The sequence below is a fragment of the Streptomyces sp. NPDC030809 genome (genome assembly GCF_055572195.1).
In genome coordinates, this window is the sequence record NZ_JBVIDV010000016.1 from 157,475 (window position 1) to 175,294 (window position 17,820).

Consider the following 17,820-nt stretch of genomic DNA (forward strand, 5'->3'; position numbering starts at 1 on the left):
AAGGCCGCCCGGACGGCCGGTCGGTGCGCGTCCGCACCCGGCTGGTCCTCGGCGTCGCGGTGGTCGGACTCACGGTCCTCGGCGCGGGCGCACCCGCAGCCGTCTCCGCCTCCGCCGAGCTGAACGAGTCCCAGCGCCTGGTCACCCTCGCCGAGCACACCCGGCAGACCCTCGCCCTGGCCCACGCCCTCTCCGACGAGCGGGACGCGGCCGTGGTCTTCGTCGCCGACGGCCGCGAGGGCCCCGGCAAGGCCGCCGTCCGCGACCGCGCCGCCCGGGTGGACCAGCAGATCACCGAGGCCCGCCCCGACGCCGGCCCCGACCTGCAGCGCGCCCTCGGCCGGGTGCCGGCCGTGCGGACCGCCGCCCTCGGCGGCAAGGGCAGCGCCCTCGCCGCGCACCTCGCCTACTCCGAGGTCATCGGAGAGCTCCTCGCCCCCGCCGGCGAACTCGCCGAGCGGACCCCGCCGCGCGCCGACACCGCCCTGGCCACCGCCCGCGCCCTCGACCCGCTGGGCCGGGCCGTGGACCAGGCCTCGGCCACCCGCGGACTGCTGCTCGCCGCCCTGGCCGTCCCGGAGGGCGAGGAACCCGTCGCCGTCTACAACCCGGTCACCGGGCGGTACGAGGAGCCCGGCCCGAGCCCCGAGGACAAGGCCCGCGACGAGCTGACGGCCGCCGCCCAGCGCGCCCGGGTCCGCGAGCAGGCCGCCCTGGAGGACTTCACCCGCGCCGCCCGGCCCGACGTCCGCGAGACCCTGACCGCGACGGTCACCGGACCCGAGGTCAAGGCCGCCGACGGCTACCTCGAACGGCTCACCGACCGCGCCACCCTCACCAGCGCCGACCGCAAGCTCGACGCGGAGAAGGTCGCGGCCGCCCTCACCGCGCGCATCGACCGCATGCGCTCCGTCGAGGCCACCCTCGCCGCCGAGCGCGCCACCGCCCTGGCGGCCCTGCGCGACGACGACGTCACCGAGCTGGAGGTGCTCCTCGGACTCGTCGGCCTGCTGCTGCTGATCGCCGTGGGCGTCTCCACCGGCGTGGCCCGCACCCTCACCCGCCCGCTGTCCGTGCTCAAGCGCGGGGCCGAGCGGCTCGCCTCCCCGGAGGGCGACGCCGACCCGGTCCGCTTCATCGGCCGCAACGACGAGTTCGCCGCGGTCGTCCGCTCCCTCAACGCGATGCAGGCCCGCAACGAGGCCCAGTCCACCGCCCTGCACACCCGCATCGCCGGCCTCGACGACGACCGCCGCCGCCTGATCGAGCGCAACGACACCCTGAGCGCCGCCAAGACCGCCCTGGACAAGGAGCTGGCGGAACTCCGCGGCAACCTGGAGGAGTACCGCCGGGTCCTGTCCACCACCTCGGTCTCCCTCTCGCTGCGCACCCTCGGCCTGGTCGAGCGGCAGCTCGCCGTCATCGAGCAGATGGAGGCGAAGGAGCAGGACCCCGACCGGCTGGCCACCCTCTTCAAGGTGGACCACCTGGCCACGGTCATGCGCCGCCACAACGAGAACCTGCTGGTCCTCGCCGGGCAGGAGCACAGCCACGGGCACGCCGGGCCGGTCCCGCTCGTGGACGTCATGCGCGCCGCGGTCAGCGAGATCGAGCGCTACGAGCGGGTGGAGCTCCAGGTGCTGCCCGCCCTCGCGCAGGTGGCCGGGCACGCCGCCGACGACATCTCGCACGTGATCGCCGAGCTGCTGGAGAACGCGACCACCTTCTCCCCGCCGGAAGCCAAGGTGAAGGTCTCCGCCTGGGCGGCGGACGGCGGCGAGGTCGTGGTCTCCGTACAGGACGAGGGCATCGGCGTCACCGAGGACCGGCTCGCCGAACTGAACGTACGCCTGGCCGACCCCGACGCGTACGAGCACGAGGAGGAGTCGGAGCACGGCCTCGGCCTCGGCCTGTACGTGGCCGGCCGGCTCGCCGCCCGGCACGGGGTCACCGCCGAGCTGCGCGCCCGGCGCGGCGGCGGCACCGAGGCCCTGGTCGTCGTGCCCGCCGCCCTGCTGCCGGCCGCGCCGGTGGCCCCCGAGCACACGCTGAGCGTCCCGGACGCCCCCTCCGTGCAGCTGCCGGGCGTGGTGGCCGAGGCCAACTCGAACACCCTCCCGCCCCGGCACCGCCCGGCCCCGGCCGAGCCGCACGGCTTCGCCGGGGAGCCGGCGGAGTTTCCCGCCGCGGACCCGGACCCGGCCCACGCCTTCGCCGAGCCGGCCGCGCCGGAGGGCGCGGCGCAGGCGCCTGCGGAGGAGGCCTTCGCGGTGCAGGCGTCCGCGGAGGAGGCCTTCGGGGACGAGGCCCCTGCTGGGGAGGCCCCCGCTGCGGAGGCCTTCGCGGAGGCGGACGACCGGGCGGGGGACCTGGCCGCGGGCCTCGCTTCCGGGACCGTCCCGGCCGATGCCGAGCAGACCGCGGAGTTCCCCGTCTTCGTGGATCCCGCAGCGGCGCAGGGCCTCGCCGAGCCGTCGGCGCCCGCGACCGCGTCCGCGTCCGGAGGGGAAGCGCTCCCGGAGCCGACGGCCGAGCCCGCGCATCCGGCCGCCGCGGCTGCCGCCGCCTTCCCGACCGGTCCCGCCGGGTCCGCGGACCCGGCCCACGGGTTCGCCGAGGAGTCCCCCGCCGCCGCGGAGTCGCACGGCTTCGCCGGGGACGCGGCCGGGCCGCAGGCCTCCGCGCCCGCGCCCGCCTTCGGCGGGGCGGAGCAGCTTCCGCCGACCGCCGAGGTCTTCCGGGTGCCCGCCCAGGAGCCCGTACACGGCTTCGCCGAGCCCGAGCCCGAGCCCGAGCCCGAGGCTGCGCCCCAGGCCGCGGCCGGGGCGGCGGCGGCCCCGCAGCCCGGCTCCGCGCCGGAGCAGCAGCCCGAGCCCGCGCAGCAGCACGCCGCCGAGCAGCAGCACGGGCGGGAGTCCGGCCCCGCGGTGGCCGGGCCCGAGCCCGTGGTCTCGCGCCGCCAGGTGTTCGACGTACCGCCGCCGGCACAGCCCGAGGACGCGCTGCCGCCCGCCGGACAGGTCTTCCGGGTGCCCGCGCCCGAGCCGGCCGCGCAGCCGGAGGCCGCCGCCGGGCACGCGCCCGAGGCCGAGCCCGACGCGTGGGTCATCGCTGCCCCGCTGCCGCGCCAGGCCGAGGCACCCGCCGGGGAACAGGCCCACGGCCAGGCCGCCGACGACCGGTTCGCCCACGACCAGGCCCAGGCCCAGGCGCCCGCCGGTCCGGACGCCGGCCAGGCCCGCCCGGAGCAGCCGCAGACCGCGCCGCAGGCGCCCGCCGCCGACGGGGAGCCGTACCGGCTCACCGACAAGGGGCTGCCCAAGCGCACCCCGCGCGTGGTCGAGGCCGCTCCCACCGGCGAGCGAAAGACGGCCCCGCGGGTTGACGCCGAGGAACTCCGGCGCCGTCTCGGGGGGTTCTACCAGGGGGCCCGCGACGGCCGGCGGGTTGCTGACGCCGAGATCGCCGAGCGGGCGAAGGACGAGGGGGACACCGTCGAGGAGGCACGCACGTGACCGCGCCCAGTACGTACGGACTGAGCACGCAGGCCCGCAATCTGCAGTGGCTGCTGACCGACCTGATCGAGGAGGTGCCAGGGCTGCTCTCGGTGGCCGTGGTCTCCTCGGACGGGCTGCTGCTGCTGTCCTCGGACCCGGGGCAGCCCGACGCGCCGAAGAAGGAGACCAGAGGACCGCGCGGCGCCTCCGCCGACCTCGCGACCATCGTCTCCGGCCTCGGCAGCCTCACCTGCGGCGCCGCCCAGCTCATGGAGGCCGGCGGGGTCAAGCAGACCATGGTGTCGATGGAGCACGGCAACGTGTTCGTCATGGCCATCAGCGACGGCTCGCTGCTCGGCGTCCACGCCACCCCGGACTGCGACATGAGCGTGGTCGCGTACCACATGGCCCTGTTCGTCGGCCGTGCCGGACACGTCCTGACCCCCGAAGTCCGCAGCGAGCTGCGCCAGTCCCTGGAGAGAACGCCGTGAGCGACCGGCTGCCGATACGCGGAGCCGACCGCCGCCCCGCCCGCGTCCGCCCGTACTCCCTGACGGGCGGCCGCACCCGCTTCGGACACGTCCTGCGCGTCGAGACCTTCGTGGCCAGCCTCGACCCCCGGCCCGAGGCCCCGGCCCGGATGCCCGAGATGCGGGCCATCGTCGAGGTCTGCCGCCGCATGCGCACCGTCGCCGAGATAGCAGCCCTGCTCAAACTCCCCCTCGGCGTGGTCCGGGTGCTCCTCAGCGACCTGGCCGACCAGGGAAGGATCCGCGTCTACGGCACCGGCCACGGCAGCGGCCGCCCCGAACGCGCACTGCTCGAAAGGGTGCTCAGTGGGCTCCGCCGTCTCTGAAACGCTCCCGGACCAGGACGTCCCGGACCGCCCCGGCCACCTGGCCCTCCTGGAGGCCGAAGAGGGCGTCCAGCCCTGGCAGTACGACCGCTCCCGCGCCCCGATCGCCGTCAAGGTGGTCGTCGCGGGCGGCTTCGGCGTCGGCAAGTCGACCTTCGTCGGCTGCGTCTCCGAGATCACCCCGCTGCGCACCGAGGCCCTCATGACCGAGGCCAGCGTCCCGACCGACGACCTGAGCGCGACCCCGGAGAAGAACACCACCACGGTCGCCATGGACTTCGGCCGGATCACGCTCGACGACGACCTCGTCCTGTACGTGTACGGCACCCCCGGCCAGGAGCGCTTCTGGTTCATGTGGGACGACCTGGTGCGCGGGGCCGTCGGCGGCATCGTCATGGCCGACACCCGCCGGCTGCCCGACTGCTTCCCCGCCCTCGACTACTTCGAGAGCTGCGGACTGCCGTACGTGGTCGCCGTCAACCACTTCGAGGGAACGCGCTCCTACGAGCCCGAGGACGTCCGCGAGGCGCTCACCGTGCCCCCGCACGTACCCGTCGTGATCATGGACGCGCGGCGCCGGAGCACCGTGCTCGAATCGCTGCTCGCCCTCGTGGGTCACGCACTCGACCACACCCCCGAATAGCCCCCGAACTGCGGAGAGCACAGTCCATGCGGAAGATACTCGTCGTCGGGGCCGGGCAGTCCGGCCTCCAGCTCGCCCTCGGACTCCAGTCCAAGGGGTACGAGGTCACCCTCATGTCCAACCGGACCGCGGACGAGATCCGCACCGGCCGGGTCATGTCCACCCAGTGCATGTTCGCCACCGCCCTCCAGCACGAGCGCGACCTCGGACTCGGCTTCTGGGAGAGCCAGGCCCCGAAGATCGAGGGCCTCGGGGTCTCCGTCGCCGCCCCCGACGCCTCCCGACCGATCGACTGGCTCGGCCGCCTCAAGGGCTTCGCGCAGTCCGTGGACCAGCGGGTCAAGATGGCCGGCTGGCTCGACACCTTCGCCCAGCGCGGCGGGCAGCTGGTCATCCACGGGGCCGCCGTCTCCGACCTCGACTTCTTCTCCCGGACCTACGACCTCGTGCTCGTCGCGGCGGGCAAGGGCGAGCTGGTCTCCCTCTTCGGCCGCGACGCCGCCCGCTCCCCGTACAGCACCCCGCAGCGGGCGCTGGCCGTCTCGTACGTCCACGGCCTGGAGCCGCGCCCCGAGCACCCGGAGACCGAGGCGGTCCGCTGCAACGTGGTGCCGGGCGTGGGCGAGCTCTTCGTGATGCCCACCCTCACCACCTCCGGCCGGGCCGACATCCTCTTCTGGGAGGGCGTGCCCGGCGGCCCCCTCGACGCGTTCCAGGGGCTGGCCGGCCCCTCCGAGCACCTCGCCCGCACCCTGGAGCTGATGAAGCGCTTCACCCCCTGGGAGTACGAGCGCGCCGCCAAGGCCGAGCTGACCGACGCGGGCGCCACCCTCGCCGGCCGGTACGCGCCCGTCGTGCGCAACCCGGTGGGCCGGCTGCCCGGCGGCGGGGTGGTCCTCGGTGTGGCCGACGTGGTCGTGGCCAACGACCCGATCACCGGGCAGGGTTCCAACTCGGCCGCCAAGTGCGCCGCCTCGTACCTGTCCTCGATCCTCATGCACGGGGACAAGCCGTTCGACGAGGCGTGGATGAAGGCCACGTTCGACAAGTACTGGTTCACCACCGGCAAGCCGGTCACCCAGTGGACCAACGCCATGCTCGGCGAGCTGCCGGAGCACGTGGTGAACCTGCTCGGCGCGGCCGGGCAGCTCCAGCCCGTCGCCGACCGGTTCGCCAACGGCTTCGACAACCCGGCCGACTTCGACTCCTTCTTCTACGACCCCGAAGACACGGCCGACTACCTCGCCGAGGTGTCCGCCGCGGCCGGAGCCTCCGTCTCCGCGTAGCCCGCGTCGTCCCCCGCCGCGGCCTCCTCGGGGAGCTCCGGCGGGGTGTAGGAGCCCGCGGGCAGCGGCAGCCCCTGCGGATCCGGGCGTACGGCGCCCAGCAGCGGGTTCGCGGCGAGGGGGGAGACCTTCACCAGGGCCCCGGGCCGCGGTGCCTGCACCACCTTGCCGTCGCCGATGTAGATCGCCACATGGGTGGCCTTCGGGAAGTACACCACCAGGTCCCCGGGGCGCAGCCGGTCCAGCGGCACCCGGGGCAGCCGGGCCCACTGCTCCTGGCTGGTCCGGGGGATCGGCCGGCCGGCGTGCGCCCAGGCCTGCGAGGTGAGCCCCGAGCAGTCGAAGGACTCCGGCCCCTCGGCACCCCACACGTACGGCTTGCCCAGCTGCCGGGTCGCGAAGCCGACGGCCGCGCCGCCCGCGGCCGTGGGCGTCCGGACGGACGCCGCCGGGGGGCCCGGGGAGCCGGGGGTGCCGGGCGGGCCGAGCCGGCCCGAGTCCTCCAGCGCCCGCTGGGCCGCGGCCTCGTCGGCGCGCTCGCGGGCCGCGAGGGCCGCCAGTTGCTCGGCGGTGAGCGAGGCGAGCAGCCGCTCCACCGCGCCGAGCTGCCGGACCACCTCCTCCCGCTGCGCCTTCCGGCGGGCGGCCAGCTGCTGCTGGGCGTCCAGGGCCTTGCGGGCCCCGGCGGCGAGCGCTCCGGCCTGCTTCTCGGCGCCGGTCAGCCGGGCCAGCACCGCGGCCCGGTGCCGGGCCTCGCGGCGGGCGATCCGCCGCTGGTCCAGCGCCTCTTCCGGATTCCCGGACAGCAGCATGCGGGCGTACCGGGAGAAGCCGGCGGCCCCCCGGTACTGCTCCCGGGCCAGCCGCCCGGCCTGCGCCCGCTCGCTGCCCAGCGCGTTGCGGGCCTTGCCGAGGGCCTCGCGCAGCCGCCGCTCGTCGGCCTCGCGGGCCTTGAGGGCGGCGGCGGTCGCGTTGTAGGCCTCGGTGGCCTCCTCGGTCCGCCGGTAGAGCTCGCGCAGCCGGTTCAGCAGGTCGGCGACCTCGGCCGCCGAGCCGGCGCCCCTGCCGGGGCCCGCACCGGGGTTCGCCGCCGTGCCGGTGCCGGTGCCGGTGCCGGTGTCCGTGCCGGTGTCCGTGTCCGTGCCCGGCGCCGGGTCCGTACCCGATGCGGCCGTGGGCGCACCCGCTTCGGCCGTGGAGCCGGCCCCGCCGTCCGAGACCGTCCCGGTGCCCGGGCCCCGGTCCGGCGGGTCCGCCGGGCGGGCCGTCGCGGCCGGCGGCACCGCGGTGACCAGGGCGGCGGCGGCCGCGACGGCCACACAGGCGGTACGCAGCAGTCCTCGTGACATGGGATCACCTCCGAGGGAGGGATCGTGACATATGAAATATGACGAATCGCCCGACCGGGTCGGCCCTGCCGCCCGCCTCAGCCGTACGGCGCAGCGCTCCCGCCCCGCCCGGTGCCGCCCGGCCGCCGCCCGGCCCGGGCCTCCCCGGCCGCTCAGCCCTCCGGCGCGGGCGGCTGCGGCTTGGACCACGGCCAGCGGAGCCGCTCGCGCCGGCCGGTCGGGTCGAACGCGTACTTCCAGCCGGTCTGCAAACCGAGGCGCTTGGAGTACCCGGCCGGGACGCGCCGGTAGAGGAGGACCGTGGGCGGGCCCCCGTCGGGATCGGGCACGGGGATCTCGTACACCTTCGGCGGGTGGCCCGTCGGGCCGAGCAGGATGGGCAGCACCCGCCCGTCCATCGGGCCGCCCTCGAAGGGGGTGTTCTGGCTCTTCACGCTCCTACAGTAGGTGCGCCGCCTCCGAGACGACCGGAATCACCCGGCGGGCCAGGACGCCGACCGGGCCCTCGGCGGCCTCCAGGGCCAGGGCGCGGCGGGCCGCGGCGGCGGTCTGCGGGTCGGTGGCCGCGGTCGCCGTGAGCAGGGCGACGAACTGGTCCACCAGCCAGTCCCGCAGCTCCGGCAGCGGGGGCTGCTTGCCCTCGTCCAGCCAGATCAGGGACGCGGCCTCCACGGCCGTGATCCAGGTGCGGACCATCATCCGCAGCCGGGGCCCCGGGTCCGGGACCGCCAGGTGCACGAGTATCTGCTCGGCCGCCGCCCGCCGGATCCCGTCCACGGTCGCCGTGGTCCGCGAGGTCTCCACCACGCTGCCGCCCTGCAACAGGGCGCTGAAGCCCGCGTCGTGCCCGTCCACGAACTCCAGGTAGCGGTCCAGGGCCCGGGACAGCCGCCGGGTCAGCGGTCCGGCCTGCGGCTCGGCGAAGCACTGCGCCAGCTCCTCGGCCGCCGAGCGCAGGGCCGCCTCGTACAACTGCTGCTTGCCGCCGGGGAAGTAGCGGTAGACCAGCGGCCGCGAGACCCCGGCCGACTCGGCGACGTCGTCGAGCGAGACGTCCTCGGGTGCGCGGTGCGCGAAGAGCTGCAGGGCCGCTTCGAGGAGCTGGCCCCGCCGCTCCTCGACGCTCAGCCGGCGGTACGTCCGGGTCGGCGAGGTCCTGGTCATGCCCCGCAGCGTAGCCCCACAGCGCACGGCTCAGGCCAGGAGTCCGGAGCGCTGCCACATCTTCCGGCCGACTCCGCGCAGTACGCCGATGTCGTCGAGGAAGTCGGTCAGACGCTTGGCGCCGGTCTGCATCACCTCGCGGCGGTGCCCGCTCGCCTTCACCTGGGCCACCGCCTCCCGCCGGTCCAGGCCGACGTTCTCGTACACCTTGGGGTTGACGAAGGCCACCGAGAACACCCGGGCGGCCTCGCCGCAGCTGATGCGGGTCAGCTCCTGCTCCCAGCGCGGGGCGGTCACCATCTGGCGGCGCAGCTCCTCGCGGGCGTAGCGGACGTGCCGGGCCTCCTCGATGACGTGGATCTTCGTGACCCCGCGGACGAGCGGCTGCACCCGCTCGTCCGGGAAGGTCAGCCGCTGCATCCAGTCGAGCACCTCCTCGCCGAGCAGGGTGCAGGCGAAGGAGCCGGGGGTGGTGGAGATGGTCTTCAGCACCCGGCCGAGGTTGTGGTTGAGGCGCGAAACCGGGTACGCGGGGGCGCCGTGACGCTCGATCATGCGGGCGAACATCATGGAGTGCCGGCACTCGTCGGCTATCTCGGTCAGGGCGTAGCGGACGTGCTTGCTGGTCAGCGGCTTGTCGTAGATGTGCCGGACGAGGAGCTGCATCAGGATGATCTCGAACCAGATGCCGAGGGAGGCGAGCGCCGCGGCCTCGTGCCGGGCCAGCTCCATGCGCTGCTCCTCGGGCATCTTCTTCCACAGCGGGGTGTCGTACAGCGAGACCAGCTCCGGCGGCCAGTACCACTTGCCCTCGACGGGCGGGGCCTCCCAGTCGAGCTGCCTGTCCGGGTCGAAGGAGTGCTTCGCGGAGGAGTCGAGCAGCCGCTCGGCGACCTGTTCGCGGTCCTTGAGCAGCCCGAGGGCGTCCCGCAGCGCGGTGAGGTCCGCGCGGCTCGCGGAGTTCGCTGGCGTCACGGTGGTCATGGCGGAGGCACCTCGTCCGTTGAGGGGTTACCGGTGGTCACTGCTTATGAGACTGCTTGTCAGCAAGGTCGTCAATCCCTTGCGCGCGGGTTGTTGACCCGCCGTCTACCAACGTGTGACGCTGCCGACGACCCTGATGTGTGCGGCAGTCCACAGCAAGAAGGGGGCGTCCGTGTCGACGCGCGAGCTCTACACGAGTGACCCGGGTGAACCGGTCTGGCAGATTCCCGCAACCGGCGCGGCCCGGTTCAGCTGGGAGTACGACGACGGCCGCGAGCGCCTCCTCGCCCTGTACCAGAAGGGCAAGGACAAGCAGTGGGACGGCGCCAAGCGGATCGACTGGCAGCTGGAGGTCGATCCGTACGACCCGCTCGGCACGCCCGACGAGGCGATGACCCTGTACGGCACCCGGCACTGGTCCAAGCTCACCGAGAAGGACAAGGGCGACCTGCGCCGGCACTACACCTCCTGGCAGTTCAGCCAGTTCCTGCACGGCGAGCAGGGCGCGATGGTGTGCGCGGCGCGCATCGTGGAGTCCGTGCCGGACCTCGACGCGAAGTTCTACTCGGCCACCCAGACCATGGACGAGGCCCGGCACGCGGAGATCTACACCCGGTTCCTGCACGAGAAGATCGGCATGGTCTACCCGGTCAACGAGGACCTCCAGGGGCTGCTGGGCGACACCCTGCGCGACTCCCGCTGGGACATGCCGTACCTCGGCATGCAGGTGCTCATCGAGGGGCTGGCGCTCGCCGCCTTCGGGATGATCCGCGACAGCACCCCGAAGCCGCTGCCCCGGCAGATCCTCGCGTACGTCATGCAGGACGAGGCCCGGCACGTGGCCTTCGGCCGGATGGCCCTGCGCGACTACTACCGGCAGCTCACGGACGCCGAGCGGCGCGAGCGCGAGGAGTTCGTCATCGAGGGCTGCCACCTGATGAGGGACCGGCTGCGCGGGGTGGAGGTGCTGGAGAACTTCGGCATCCCGCGCAAGGAGGCCGAGGAGTACGCGGAGCGCAACGAGTTCCTGCACCTCTTCCGCAAACTGCTGTTCAGCCGGATCGTGCCCTGCGTCAAGGACATCGGGCTGTGGGGCGAGCGGCTCCAGAAGGCCTACCTGGACATGGGCGTCTTCGAGATGGGCGACTCCAGCCTCGACCTGCTGATGAGCCGGGACGAGGAACTGGCCGAGGCCGTCGACCGCGAGCGCTTCGCGGCCGAGGAGCAGGCCCGGGTGGCCGAGGTGCAGGCGGCCGTCGCCGAGGGGGCGGGCGCCGAGGCGGCCGTCGTCGAGGGGCCTGCGGAGCCCGGCGGCGGCCGGGGCTGAGACGGGCGCCTCAGCCCTCGGAGCCCGCGGCCGCGGCCGTGTGCGTGCCCGCGTCCGCGGCCGTGTCCGCGTCCGTGGGTGCTGCGGCGGGCGGCGGGAACGGGCTGCGCAGGGTGAAGGCGTACGGGGTCGGGCCGTGTGCGCGCAGGTGCAGGACCCGCTGCTCGGCCTCGGCCGCCGTCGGGCGGTGGCCCGCCGGCACCCACCACAGGGCGGTGACCGCCTCCTTCAGGTGCTCGAACCACTCGCGGCGGCGGGCCAGGAACTCCCGGTGCAGCCCCTGGTAGGTGAAGGTGTTCAGGGACTCCGCGTCCCGCCACACCGACAGGTTGATCATCATCTTGTCGTCGCCGAGCACCCGGTACTCGGTCGCGTCCCCGGCCTCGCCCTGGAGCCGCCACACGAAGCCGTCGGCCGCGTCGGCCAGGGCGTTGACGGGCTCCAGCCCGTCCATGAAGCCCTTGAACTCGGGTGCGTCGGTGGGGTACTTGATGCGTCCTATGTTGACCTGGGCCAGCTCGTGGCCGCCGCCGGGCTGCGCGGCGGGGGCGGACCCGCCCGCCCGGTCGTACGATTCGCTCATGTCTGCACCCTAGGTGCGGAGTTGGGGCTTCCGGAGCGGGAATCTCACGGAGTGGGACCGGACCTCCGCCCGGGGCCCGCCTCCCGTCCGAGGGCCGCCTCCCGTCCGAGGGCCGCCTCCCCTCCGAGGGCCGCCTCCATCACCGCCCGGGCGATCGGCGCCGCGCTGCTGTTGCCGCTGATGTCCCCGCGGTCGGCCTCCGCGTCCTCGACCACCACGGCCACCGCGACCGCGGGCTGCGGCGCGCCCTCCGCCCGCGCCCACGCGATGAACCACGCGTACGGGGTGCCCGCATTGCCCAGCCCGTGCTGTGCGGTCCCCGTCTTCCCGCCCACCTCGGCCCCCGGCACGGCCGCGTTGCGCCCGGTGCCGTCCTCCACCACCTTCACCATCAGCCGCTGGAGCCGCAGCGCCGTCGCCGGGTTCATCGCCCGGCCCAGGCTGCGCGGGGCGGTGCGGCGCACCTGGTCCCCGTCGTCCTCGGTGGTCCGCTCCACCAGGTACGGGCGGGGCAGCTCGCCGCCGTTGGCGACCGCCGCCGCGACCATCGCCATCTGGAGCGGGGTGGCCTTGGTGTTGAACTGCCCGATCGAGGACAGGGCCAGCTGGTCGGGGCTCATGTCGGTGTCGAAGTCCGAGCGCGACACCCAGGAGGGGACCCGCAGCCCCGGGTCGTTGAAGCCGAAGCGCTCCGCCGCCTCGGCCATCCCGCGCAGCCCGACCCGTACGCCGATCTTCGCCATCACCGTGTTGCACGACCACTGGACGGCCTCGGACATCGAGGCGTCCGCGCAGCCCTTCCCGGCGTTCGGCAGTGCGGTGCGGGTACCCGGCAGCAGGTAGGGGTCCGGGGTGTCGGTGGGCGCGTCCACATCCGTCACCACCCCTGCGTCGAGCGCCGCGGCCGCCGTCACGATCTTGAACGTGGAGCCGGGCGGATACGTCTCCCGCAGCGCCCGGTTGAGCATCGGCCGGGCCGGGTCCGCATTCAGCCGGGCCCAGGCCGCCCGGACCGCGGCGCCCGTCCCCGACAGCTCCTCCGGATCGTACGAAGGGCTGCTGACCAGGGCGAGGATGCGGCCGCTCGCGGGCTCCAGCGCGACCACCGCCCCCCGCCGCCCGGCCAGCCCGGTGTACGCGGCCCGCTGCACGGGCGCCCGGACGGTGGTCGCCACGTCCCCGCCCGGCGGCCGCCGGCGCAGGACCTCGTTCCACAGCGGGACCGGCGACAGCCCCGGGTCGGTGCCGGACAGGATGCCGTCCTCGGCCCGCTCGACGAAGCTCGTCCCGTAGACCTGGGAGGCGAAGCCGGTGACGGGTGCGTACAGCGGGCCGTCGGTGTAGCTGCGCTCGAAGCGCAGCAGCTGCCGGCTGTCCTTGGAGCCGGTCACCGGCTTCCCGTCGACCAGGATGTCCCCGCGCGGCTTGGCGTACCGGGCGATGCTCGCCCGCTTGTTGGCGGGGTTGCCGGCCAGCGCCCCCGCCTCGGCCACCTGCACCCGTACGGCGTTCACCCACAGGGCGGCCAGCAGCAGCGCGCAGAACCCGGCCGACCAGCGGATGTAGCGGATCACGGGGCGGCTCCGGCGGCGGGGCCCGAGTCCGGGGCGGGGGGCAGGGGCGTGACCGGGTCCAGGTCCGTATTCAGGTCCGGGCCCGGGCCCGGGCCCGGACCCGGCGGCGGGCTCGGCTCGGGGCGTCCGGCGCAGTCGCTCAGCCGGACGAGCAGGGCGACGATCACCCAGTTGGTGACCACCGAGGAGCCGCCCTGGGCCAGGAAGGGCATCGCCATGCCGGTCAGCGGGATCAGCCCGGTCACCCCGCCGGTGATCACGAACACCTGGAGGGCCACGATCGCGGCGAGCCCGGTCGCCAGCAGCCGCCCGAACGGGTCCCGCAGGGCCAGGCCCGCGCCGAAACCCCGCGCGACCAGCAGCCCGTACAGCAGCAGCACCGCGGTGAGCCCGGCCAGCCCCAGTTCCTCCCCGGCCGTGGCCAGGATGAAGTCCGACTTGGCGGCGAAGCCGATGAGGGCCGAGTGGCCGAGCCCGAGGCCGGTGCCGAGGAACCCGCCCGCGCCGAAGGCGAAGAGGGACTGGGCGAGCTGGTCCGGCCCCTGGCCCCGCTCGATGGAGGCGAAAGGATTCAGCCAGTCCTCGACCCGGCCGTGCACGTGCGGCTCGAAGGTGGCGACCGCGTACGCCCCGAGCCCCGCGAGCAGCAGCCCGACCGCGATCCAGCCGATCCGGCCGGTGGCCACGAACAGCATCACCACGAACAGGCCGAAGAACAGCAGCGAGGTCCCGAGGTCCCGTTCGAGCACGAGGACCCCGACGCTCAGCAGCCAGATCGCCAGGATCGGCCCCAGCACCCGGCCCGGCAGCAGTCGCAGCCTGCCCAGCACCGGGCGGCCGGTCAGCGCGAGGGCGGTGCGGTTCGCGGCCAGGTAGGAGGCGAAGAACACGGCCAGCAGGACCTTCGCGAACTCCCCCGGCTGGAAGGAGAGGCCGCCCACCCGCACCCAGATGTGCGCCCCGTTGACCGGCGGGAACAGCACCGGCACCAGCATCAGCAGCAGGGCGGCCGCCACCGACAGGTACGCGTACCGCTGGAGCACCCGGTGGTCGCGCAGCAGGGCCACCACCGCCACGAACAGCAGCAGGCCCAGCGCCGACCAGACCAGCTGGGTCCCGGCGGCGGGCCGGCCCGGGGCGGCCCGGTCCAGGCGGGAGATCAGCACGAGGCCCAGCCCGTTCAGGAGCACCGCGATGGGCAGCAGCAGCGGGTCGGCGCAGGGGGCGCACAGCCGTACGGCCAGGTGCGCGAGCAGCACCGCGAGGACGAGGGCGAGGGCGTACCGGGAGGTGTCCGGGGGCAGCCGGCCGCGCGTGGCCAGGCCGGTGCAGGCGTAGCCGAGCAGGACGGTCAGGACGGCGCCGGCCAGGAGGGCCAGTTCGGTCCCCCGGTGCCGTCGCCGGGGGCGGCGGGCGGCCGGCGGGGACGGGTCCGCCGCCGGCCGTGCCGTCAATGCGGTCATATGGGCAACGTAGCAAGCGTCCGGAGCTTATGCCCCTTAATGTCCTTTCATGTCATAGTCTGCTGAAGAAACGTCAGAACCCGACTCGGAACCGGACAGGGGGCCGCCGCATGGGGCCTGTGGAGTTCATCGTCCTCGCCTTCCCGGAAGAGCAGCTCCGGGTCCAGGCCGTGACCGCCGTGCTGGGCCTGCGCAAGACCGGGAACGTACGGCTGATCGACGCGCTCGTCGCCACCAGGACGGCCGGGGGCGAGGTCCGGGCGGCCGAGCTCGACGAGTTCCACGAGCTCAGGGGCCTGCTGACGGGGCGTGAGGTGGCCCCGCTGATCGGTCCGGAGGACGTGGAGGAGGCGGCGGGCCTGCTCGACCGCGGCAGCTGCGCGCTGCTTGTCCTCGTCGAACACGTGTGGGCCGAGGACGCGGCCGTGGCCGTACGGGCCGCCGGCGGCCGGATCGCCGGGTCGGTCCGGATCCCTGCGGACCGGCTGGAACAGGTCCGCGCGGCGAAGGGACTGGCCCTCTGATGTTCATCCGACCCGTCCACCCGGCCCCCCGCCCCGCCGACCGCCCGCCCGGCGCGCCCCTGCTCCGGGGGCTGCTGACCAGCGGCGTGTACGTGTGGGACGGCGGCCCGCACACGGAGCCGTACGGCGCCTCCGCGGCGGCAACCCGCGCCCCGGCAGGGCCCGGGCCCGCGGCCGGACGCGTCCCGGCGGTGACCCCGGCCGGACGCGTCCCGGCGGGGGGCGCGGAGGAGGTGGAGCCCCCGGCGGCCGGCGGGCCGACCGCGGAACCTCCGGCGGCCGGCGGGCTGGCCGCGGAGCTGGCCGCGCTGGCCGGGCTGGCGCGCGAAGGGCTGCTCACGCCGGAGGAGTTCACCCTGGCCAAGCGGCGTCTGCTGGGAGCCGAGTAGCCCGCCGCGCGGGTGGGCCGCGCCGGACCCGGGTCGGGTGGAGGGGCCCTACGGGGCCGGTGGGGCGGTGCCCGCAGGGGGTTCCGGGAGGGTGAGGACCGCCAGTGCCCCGCCGTCCGGCGCGTTGCGGAACTCCAGCCGGGCGCCGATCACCTCGGCCTGGCCCACCGCGATGGTCAGGCCCAGCCCGTGCCCCTTGCCGCCCGCCCCCGCCTCGGTGCGGAACCGCTGCGGCCCGTGGGCGACCAGGTAGTCCGGATAGCCTTCGCCGTGGTCGCGCACCGAGACCACCGGGCCGTCCACCGTGAGCACCACCGGCTCCCGCCCGTGCTTGTGCGCGTTCGCCAGCAGGTTGCCCAGCACCCGCTCCAGCCGCCGCCGGTCGGTCTCCACGTACAGGTCCCGGACCACGACCACCTCCGTCGGGCGGCCGGAGGCCCGTACCGCCCGTTCCGCGAGCGGGCCCAGCCGGTGCAGGTCCGTCTCCAGCCGCTCGCTGCCCGAGTCCAGCCGCGAGATCTCCAGCAGGTCCTCGGTCAGCTGCCGCATCGTGCGCACCCGTTCGCGCACCATCTCGGTGGGACGGCTCTCCGGCAGCAGCTCGGCCGCCGCCGACAGCCCGGTGAGCGGGGTGCGCAGCTCGTGGGCCACGTCCGCCGTGAAGCGCTGCTCGCTCAGCAGCTTGGCCTGGAGGGTCGAGGCCATGGAGTCCAGGGCGCCCGCGACGGTGGTCACCTCGTCCGGATGCCGGTGCGGGTCCCGGGCCCGGGGGTCGTCCACCCGGGCGTCCAGATCGCCCATGCCGATCCGGCGGGCCACCAGCGCCGTCTGGTGCAGCCGGCGCGTGACCCGGGTGACGGCGAAGGCCCCGACCAGCAGGGTCAGGCCGATCGCGAGCACCGAGGAGCCGATGATCGCCTTGTCCAGGCCGTTGATGGTCTTCGCGCTCTGGCTGTAGTCGATGGTGGTGGCCAGCGCCCGCCCGTCCGCCGGGGTGGCGGCCCACATCGTGGGTACCCCGTCCAGCATCGCCACCGCCGTACCGCGCCGGCCGCCCACCGCCAGCGCGCGCAGCGAGGGCGGCAGGCCCGCCGGGTCGATGCCGGACCCCGGCGGCAGCGGGTCCCCCGCCTCGTACGCGCGGGCCGTGTCCGTCAGCTTGGACAGGGCCTTCTCGCGGGCCGCCTCCACGGTCTGCCGGGTCACCTCGACGTGCACGAGCGCGCCGAGCACGGCCGCGAGGGTGCAGCACATGACCACGATGAAGCACGCGGACTTCCAGGTGAGGGTCGCCGTCCAGGCGGGCAGCCGCACCCTCATCGCGCATCCGCCGCGGAGGGGGTGGCGGACGGGAGGACGGCGGGGCCCGTACGGAGCGCCGAGGGGCCGGGCTGCGGGATGCGCAGGATCTGGTCACGGGTGATGAGCATCGTGCGCTGCTTGGGGTCCCAGGACCAGGCGATGTTCCACTCGTATCCGGGATTGCCGCCCGGGACCCGCAGGATGATGTCCCGGCCGGCGAGCTCCACGGCGATCACCGACTCGATGGTGCCCATGATCCGGTTGAGGCGACCGTCCCGGTCCGCGGTGTACGCCCGTACGGCGAGCTGCCGGTCGGGGAGCTCGATGCCGAGGACCAGCTCGTCGCGGCCGTTGCCGGTCAGGTCCCGGTAGTACGGCCTGAGCACCGGGCAGCCCGGCGCCCCGGCCGCCTTGCACCGCCCGATCCGTGCGACCACCTCGTCCGGGAGCCAGTCGGGGCCGGTGGTCGTCCCCGAGGTCGCCTTCTGCTCGGCCCGTACGACGGCCAGCGGGTCCACCTGGTGGACGTTCTGCCCGGTGACCGGCGGGATGCCCGTCACGTACTCCGGCGGGCTGCCGGCCGGGTCCGCGGGCTGCACGGTGGCCCCCTTGCGGCCGGGCCACAGGTGCACCGGCCCGCTGGCGATCGGCGTGGGCCCGGCACTCTCCAGCCGTCCCGTGCCGCCGCAGCCGGCGGCCGTCACGGCGACGGCGGCCAGCAGGAGCGCGGACCCGGCGCTACGACGCAGCTTCACGCGAGTTTTCGTCCTCCCTGGGGCCGCACCTCTGTCCGCCCACCTTATTCGCATTATTCGGATGTAAGTCCTTTTTGCTCCCCTACGGGTGAGGGAGGGGGCGGGAGGAAGCGGAGCGAGCGAG

General features: G+C 74.8%; 17 protein-coding genes. 8 read left to right on the top strand and 9 right to left on the bottom strand.

Translation table 11 applies throughout. The features are described 5' to 3' along the window. Positions 1-23 precede the first annotated feature (23 nt). The 5 genes from ACZ407_RS22010 to ACZ407_RS22030 are packed head-to-tail and all read left to right on the top strand — an operon-like array spanning position 24 to position 6,282. Complete coding sequence (locus ACZ407_RS22010; RefSeq protein ID WP_468130691.1) at positions 24-3,515, top strand: sensor histidine kinase; 3,492 nt, start codon at positions 24-26, stop codon at positions 3,513-3,515. Next, complete coding sequence (locus ACZ407_RS22015; RefSeq protein WP_468130693.1) at positions 3,512-3,988, top strand: roadblock/LC7 domain-containing protein; 477 nt, start codon at positions 3,512-3,514, stop codon at positions 3,986-3,988. The genes ACZ407_RS22010 and ACZ407_RS22015 overlap by 4 nt, the downstream gene beginning before the upstream one ends. After that, a complete protein-coding gene (locus tag ACZ407_RS22020; RefSeq protein WP_468130695.1) occupies positions 3,985-4,353 on the top strand; it encodes a DUF742 domain-containing protein in 369 nt (122 codons plus the stop codon). The genes ACZ407_RS22015 and ACZ407_RS22020 overlap by 4 nt, the downstream gene beginning before the upstream one ends. Further along, positions 4,334-4,996 (top strand): GTP-binding protein, encoded by a 663-nt coding sequence (locus tag ACZ407_RS22025; protein WP_468130697.1) that lies wholly within the window; start codon positions 4,334-4,336, stop codon positions 4,994-4,996. The genes ACZ407_RS22020 and ACZ407_RS22025 overlap by 20 nt, the downstream gene beginning before the upstream one ends. A 26-nt stretch (positions 4,997-5,022) precedes the next feature. Continuing rightward, on the top strand, positions 5,023-6,282 hold the full coding sequence (locus ACZ407_RS22030; RefSeq protein WP_468130699.1) for a styrene monooxygenase/indole monooxygenase family protein: 1,260 nt from the start codon (positions 5,023-5,025) through the stop codon (positions 6,280-6,282). Here the strand turns inward: ACZ407_RS22030 and ACZ407_RS22035 are convergent. From ACZ407_RS22035 to ACZ407_RS22050, 4 genes are all read right to left on the bottom strand, one after another. Next, on the bottom strand, positions 6,234-7,631 hold the full coding sequence (locus ACZ407_RS22035; RefSeq protein ID WP_468130701.1) for a C40 family peptidase: 1,398 nt from the start codon (positions 7,629-7,631) through the stop codon (positions 6,234-6,236). The genes ACZ407_RS22030 and ACZ407_RS22035 overlap by 49 nt on opposite strands. 152 nt (positions 7,632-7,783) lie before the next feature. Then, the gene (locus tag ACZ407_RS22040; RefSeq protein WP_468130703.1) at positions 7,784-8,065 is read right to left on the bottom strand and encodes a hypothetical protein; all 282 of its coding nucleotides are present in this window, start codon (positions 8,063-8,065) and stop codon (positions 7,784-7,786) included. Between the two features lie 4 nt (positions 8,066-8,069). Then, positions 8,070-8,795 carry a TetR/AcrR family transcriptional regulator gene (locus tag ACZ407_RS22045; protein WP_468130705.1) on the bottom strand — a complete coding sequence of 242 codons (726 nt, stop codon included), beginning with the start codon at positions 8,793-8,795 and terminating at the stop codon, positions 8,070-8,072. 30 nt (positions 8,796-8,825) lie between these two features. Further along, complete coding sequence (locus ACZ407_RS22050) at positions 8,826-9,779, bottom strand: AurF N-oxygenase family protein (protein WP_468130707.1); 954 nt, start codon at positions 9,777-9,779, stop codon at positions 8,826-8,828. A gap of 172 nt (positions 9,780-9,951) precedes the next feature. Between ACZ407_RS22050 and ACZ407_RS22055 the strand changes: the two genes are divergently transcribed. After that, on the top strand, positions 9,952-11,106 hold the full coding sequence (locus tag ACZ407_RS22055; RefSeq protein ID WP_468130709.1) for a ferritin-like domain-containing protein: 1,155 nt from the start codon (positions 9,952-9,954) through the stop codon (positions 11,104-11,106). Positions 11,107-11,116: 10 nt separating this feature from the next. On the opposite strand, the gene ACZ407_RS22060 is transcribed toward ACZ407_RS22055, so the two are convergent. From ACZ407_RS22060 to ACZ407_RS22070, 3 genes are read right to left on the bottom strand one after another with little or no spacing between them, the layout of a single operon-like run. Then, positions 11,117-11,689, bottom strand: a complete 573-nt coding sequence (locus tag ACZ407_RS22060; RefSeq protein WP_468130711.1) for a DUF3291 domain-containing protein — start codon at positions 11,687-11,689, stop codon at positions 11,117-11,119. 44 nt (positions 11,690-11,733) lie between these two features. Beyond that, a complete protein-coding gene (locus ACZ407_RS22065; protein WP_468130713.1) occupies positions 11,734-13,263 on the bottom strand; it encodes a penicillin-binding transpeptidase domain-containing protein in 1,530 nt (509 codons plus the stop codon). After that, positions 13,260-14,726 (bottom strand): FtsW/RodA/SpoVE family cell cycle protein, encoded by a 1,467-nt coding sequence (locus ACZ407_RS22070; protein ID WP_468130715.1) that lies wholly within the window; start codon positions 14,724-14,726, stop codon positions 13,260-13,262. Before ACZ407_RS22070 ends, ACZ407_RS22065 begins: the two co-directional genes overlap by 4 nt. Positions 14,727-14,836: 110 nt before the next feature. Here ACZ407_RS22070 and ACZ407_RS22075 point away from each other — a divergent pair, with 110 nt between their 5' ends. Together ACZ407_RS22075 and ACZ407_RS22080 are read left to right on the top strand one after the other, a co-directional pair. Continuing rightward, positions 14,837-15,250, top strand: coding sequence for a DUF6325 family protein (locus ACZ407_RS22075; protein ID WP_468130717.1), 414 nt, complete (start codon positions 14,837-14,839; stop codon positions 15,248-15,250). Then, positions 15,250-15,639, top strand: a complete 390-nt coding sequence (locus ACZ407_RS22080; protein WP_468130719.1) for a hypothetical protein — start codon at positions 15,250-15,252, stop codon at positions 15,637-15,639. The genes ACZ407_RS22075 and ACZ407_RS22080 overlap by 1 nt, the downstream gene beginning before the upstream one ends. 48 nt (positions 15,640-15,687) lie before the next feature. On the opposite strand, the gene ACZ407_RS22085 is transcribed toward ACZ407_RS22080, so the two are convergent. Both ACZ407_RS22085 and ACZ407_RS22090 read right to left on the bottom strand, forming a co-directional pair. After that, the gene (locus tag ACZ407_RS22085; RefSeq protein ID WP_468130721.1) at positions 15,688-16,959 is read right to left on the bottom strand and encodes a histidine kinase dimerization/phospho-acceptor domain-containing protein; all 1,272 of its coding nucleotides are present in this window, start codon (positions 16,957-16,959) and stop codon (positions 15,688-15,690) included. Beyond that, the gene (locus ACZ407_RS22090; RefSeq protein ID WP_468130723.1) at positions 16,956-17,696 is read right to left on the bottom strand and encodes a hypothetical protein; all 741 of its coding nucleotides are present in this window, start codon (positions 17,694-17,696) and stop codon (positions 16,956-16,958) included. The genes ACZ407_RS22085 and ACZ407_RS22090 overlap by 4 nt, the downstream gene beginning before the upstream one ends. Positions 17,697-17,820: the final 124 nt, after the last annotated feature.

Excerpts from the sequence above, each read along its gene's own strand:
- ACZ407_RS22070 (WP_468130715.1), bottom strand. The coding sequence starts at position 14,726 with ATGACCGCATTGACGGCACGGCCGGCGGCGGACCCGTCCCCGCCGGCC.
- ACZ407_RS22060 (WP_468130711.1), bottom strand. The coding sequence starts at position 11,689 with ATGAGCGAATCGTACGACCGGGCGGGCGGGTCCGCCCCCGCCGCGCAG.
- ACZ407_RS22085 (WP_468130721.1), bottom strand. The coding sequence starts at position 16,959 with ATGAGGGTGCGGCTGCCCGCCTGGACGGCGACCCTCACCTGGAAGTCC.
- ACZ407_RS22045 (WP_468130705.1), bottom strand. The coding sequence starts at position 8,795 with ATGACCAGGACCTCGCCGACCCGGACGTACCGCCGGCTGAGCGTCGAG.
- ACZ407_RS22035 (WP_468130701.1), bottom strand. The coding sequence starts at position 7,631 with ATGTCACGAGGACTGCTGCGTACCGCCTGTGTGGCCGTCGCGGCCGCC.
- ACZ407_RS22080 (WP_468130719.1), top strand. The coding sequence starts at position 15,250 with ATGTTCATCCGACCCGTCCACCCGGCCCCCCGCCCCGCCGACCGCCCG.
- ACZ407_RS22050 (WP_468130707.1), bottom strand. The coding sequence starts at position 9,779 with ATGACCACCGTGACGCCAGCGAACTCCGCGAGCCGCGCGGACCTCACC.
- ACZ407_RS22030 (WP_468130699.1), top strand. The coding sequence starts at position 5,023 with ATGCGGAAGATACTCGTCGTCGGGGCCGGGCAGTCCGGCCTCCAGCTC.
- ACZ407_RS22075 (WP_468130717.1), top strand. The coding sequence starts at position 14,837 with ATGGGGCCTGTGGAGTTCATCGTCCTCGCCTTCCCGGAAGAGCAGCTC.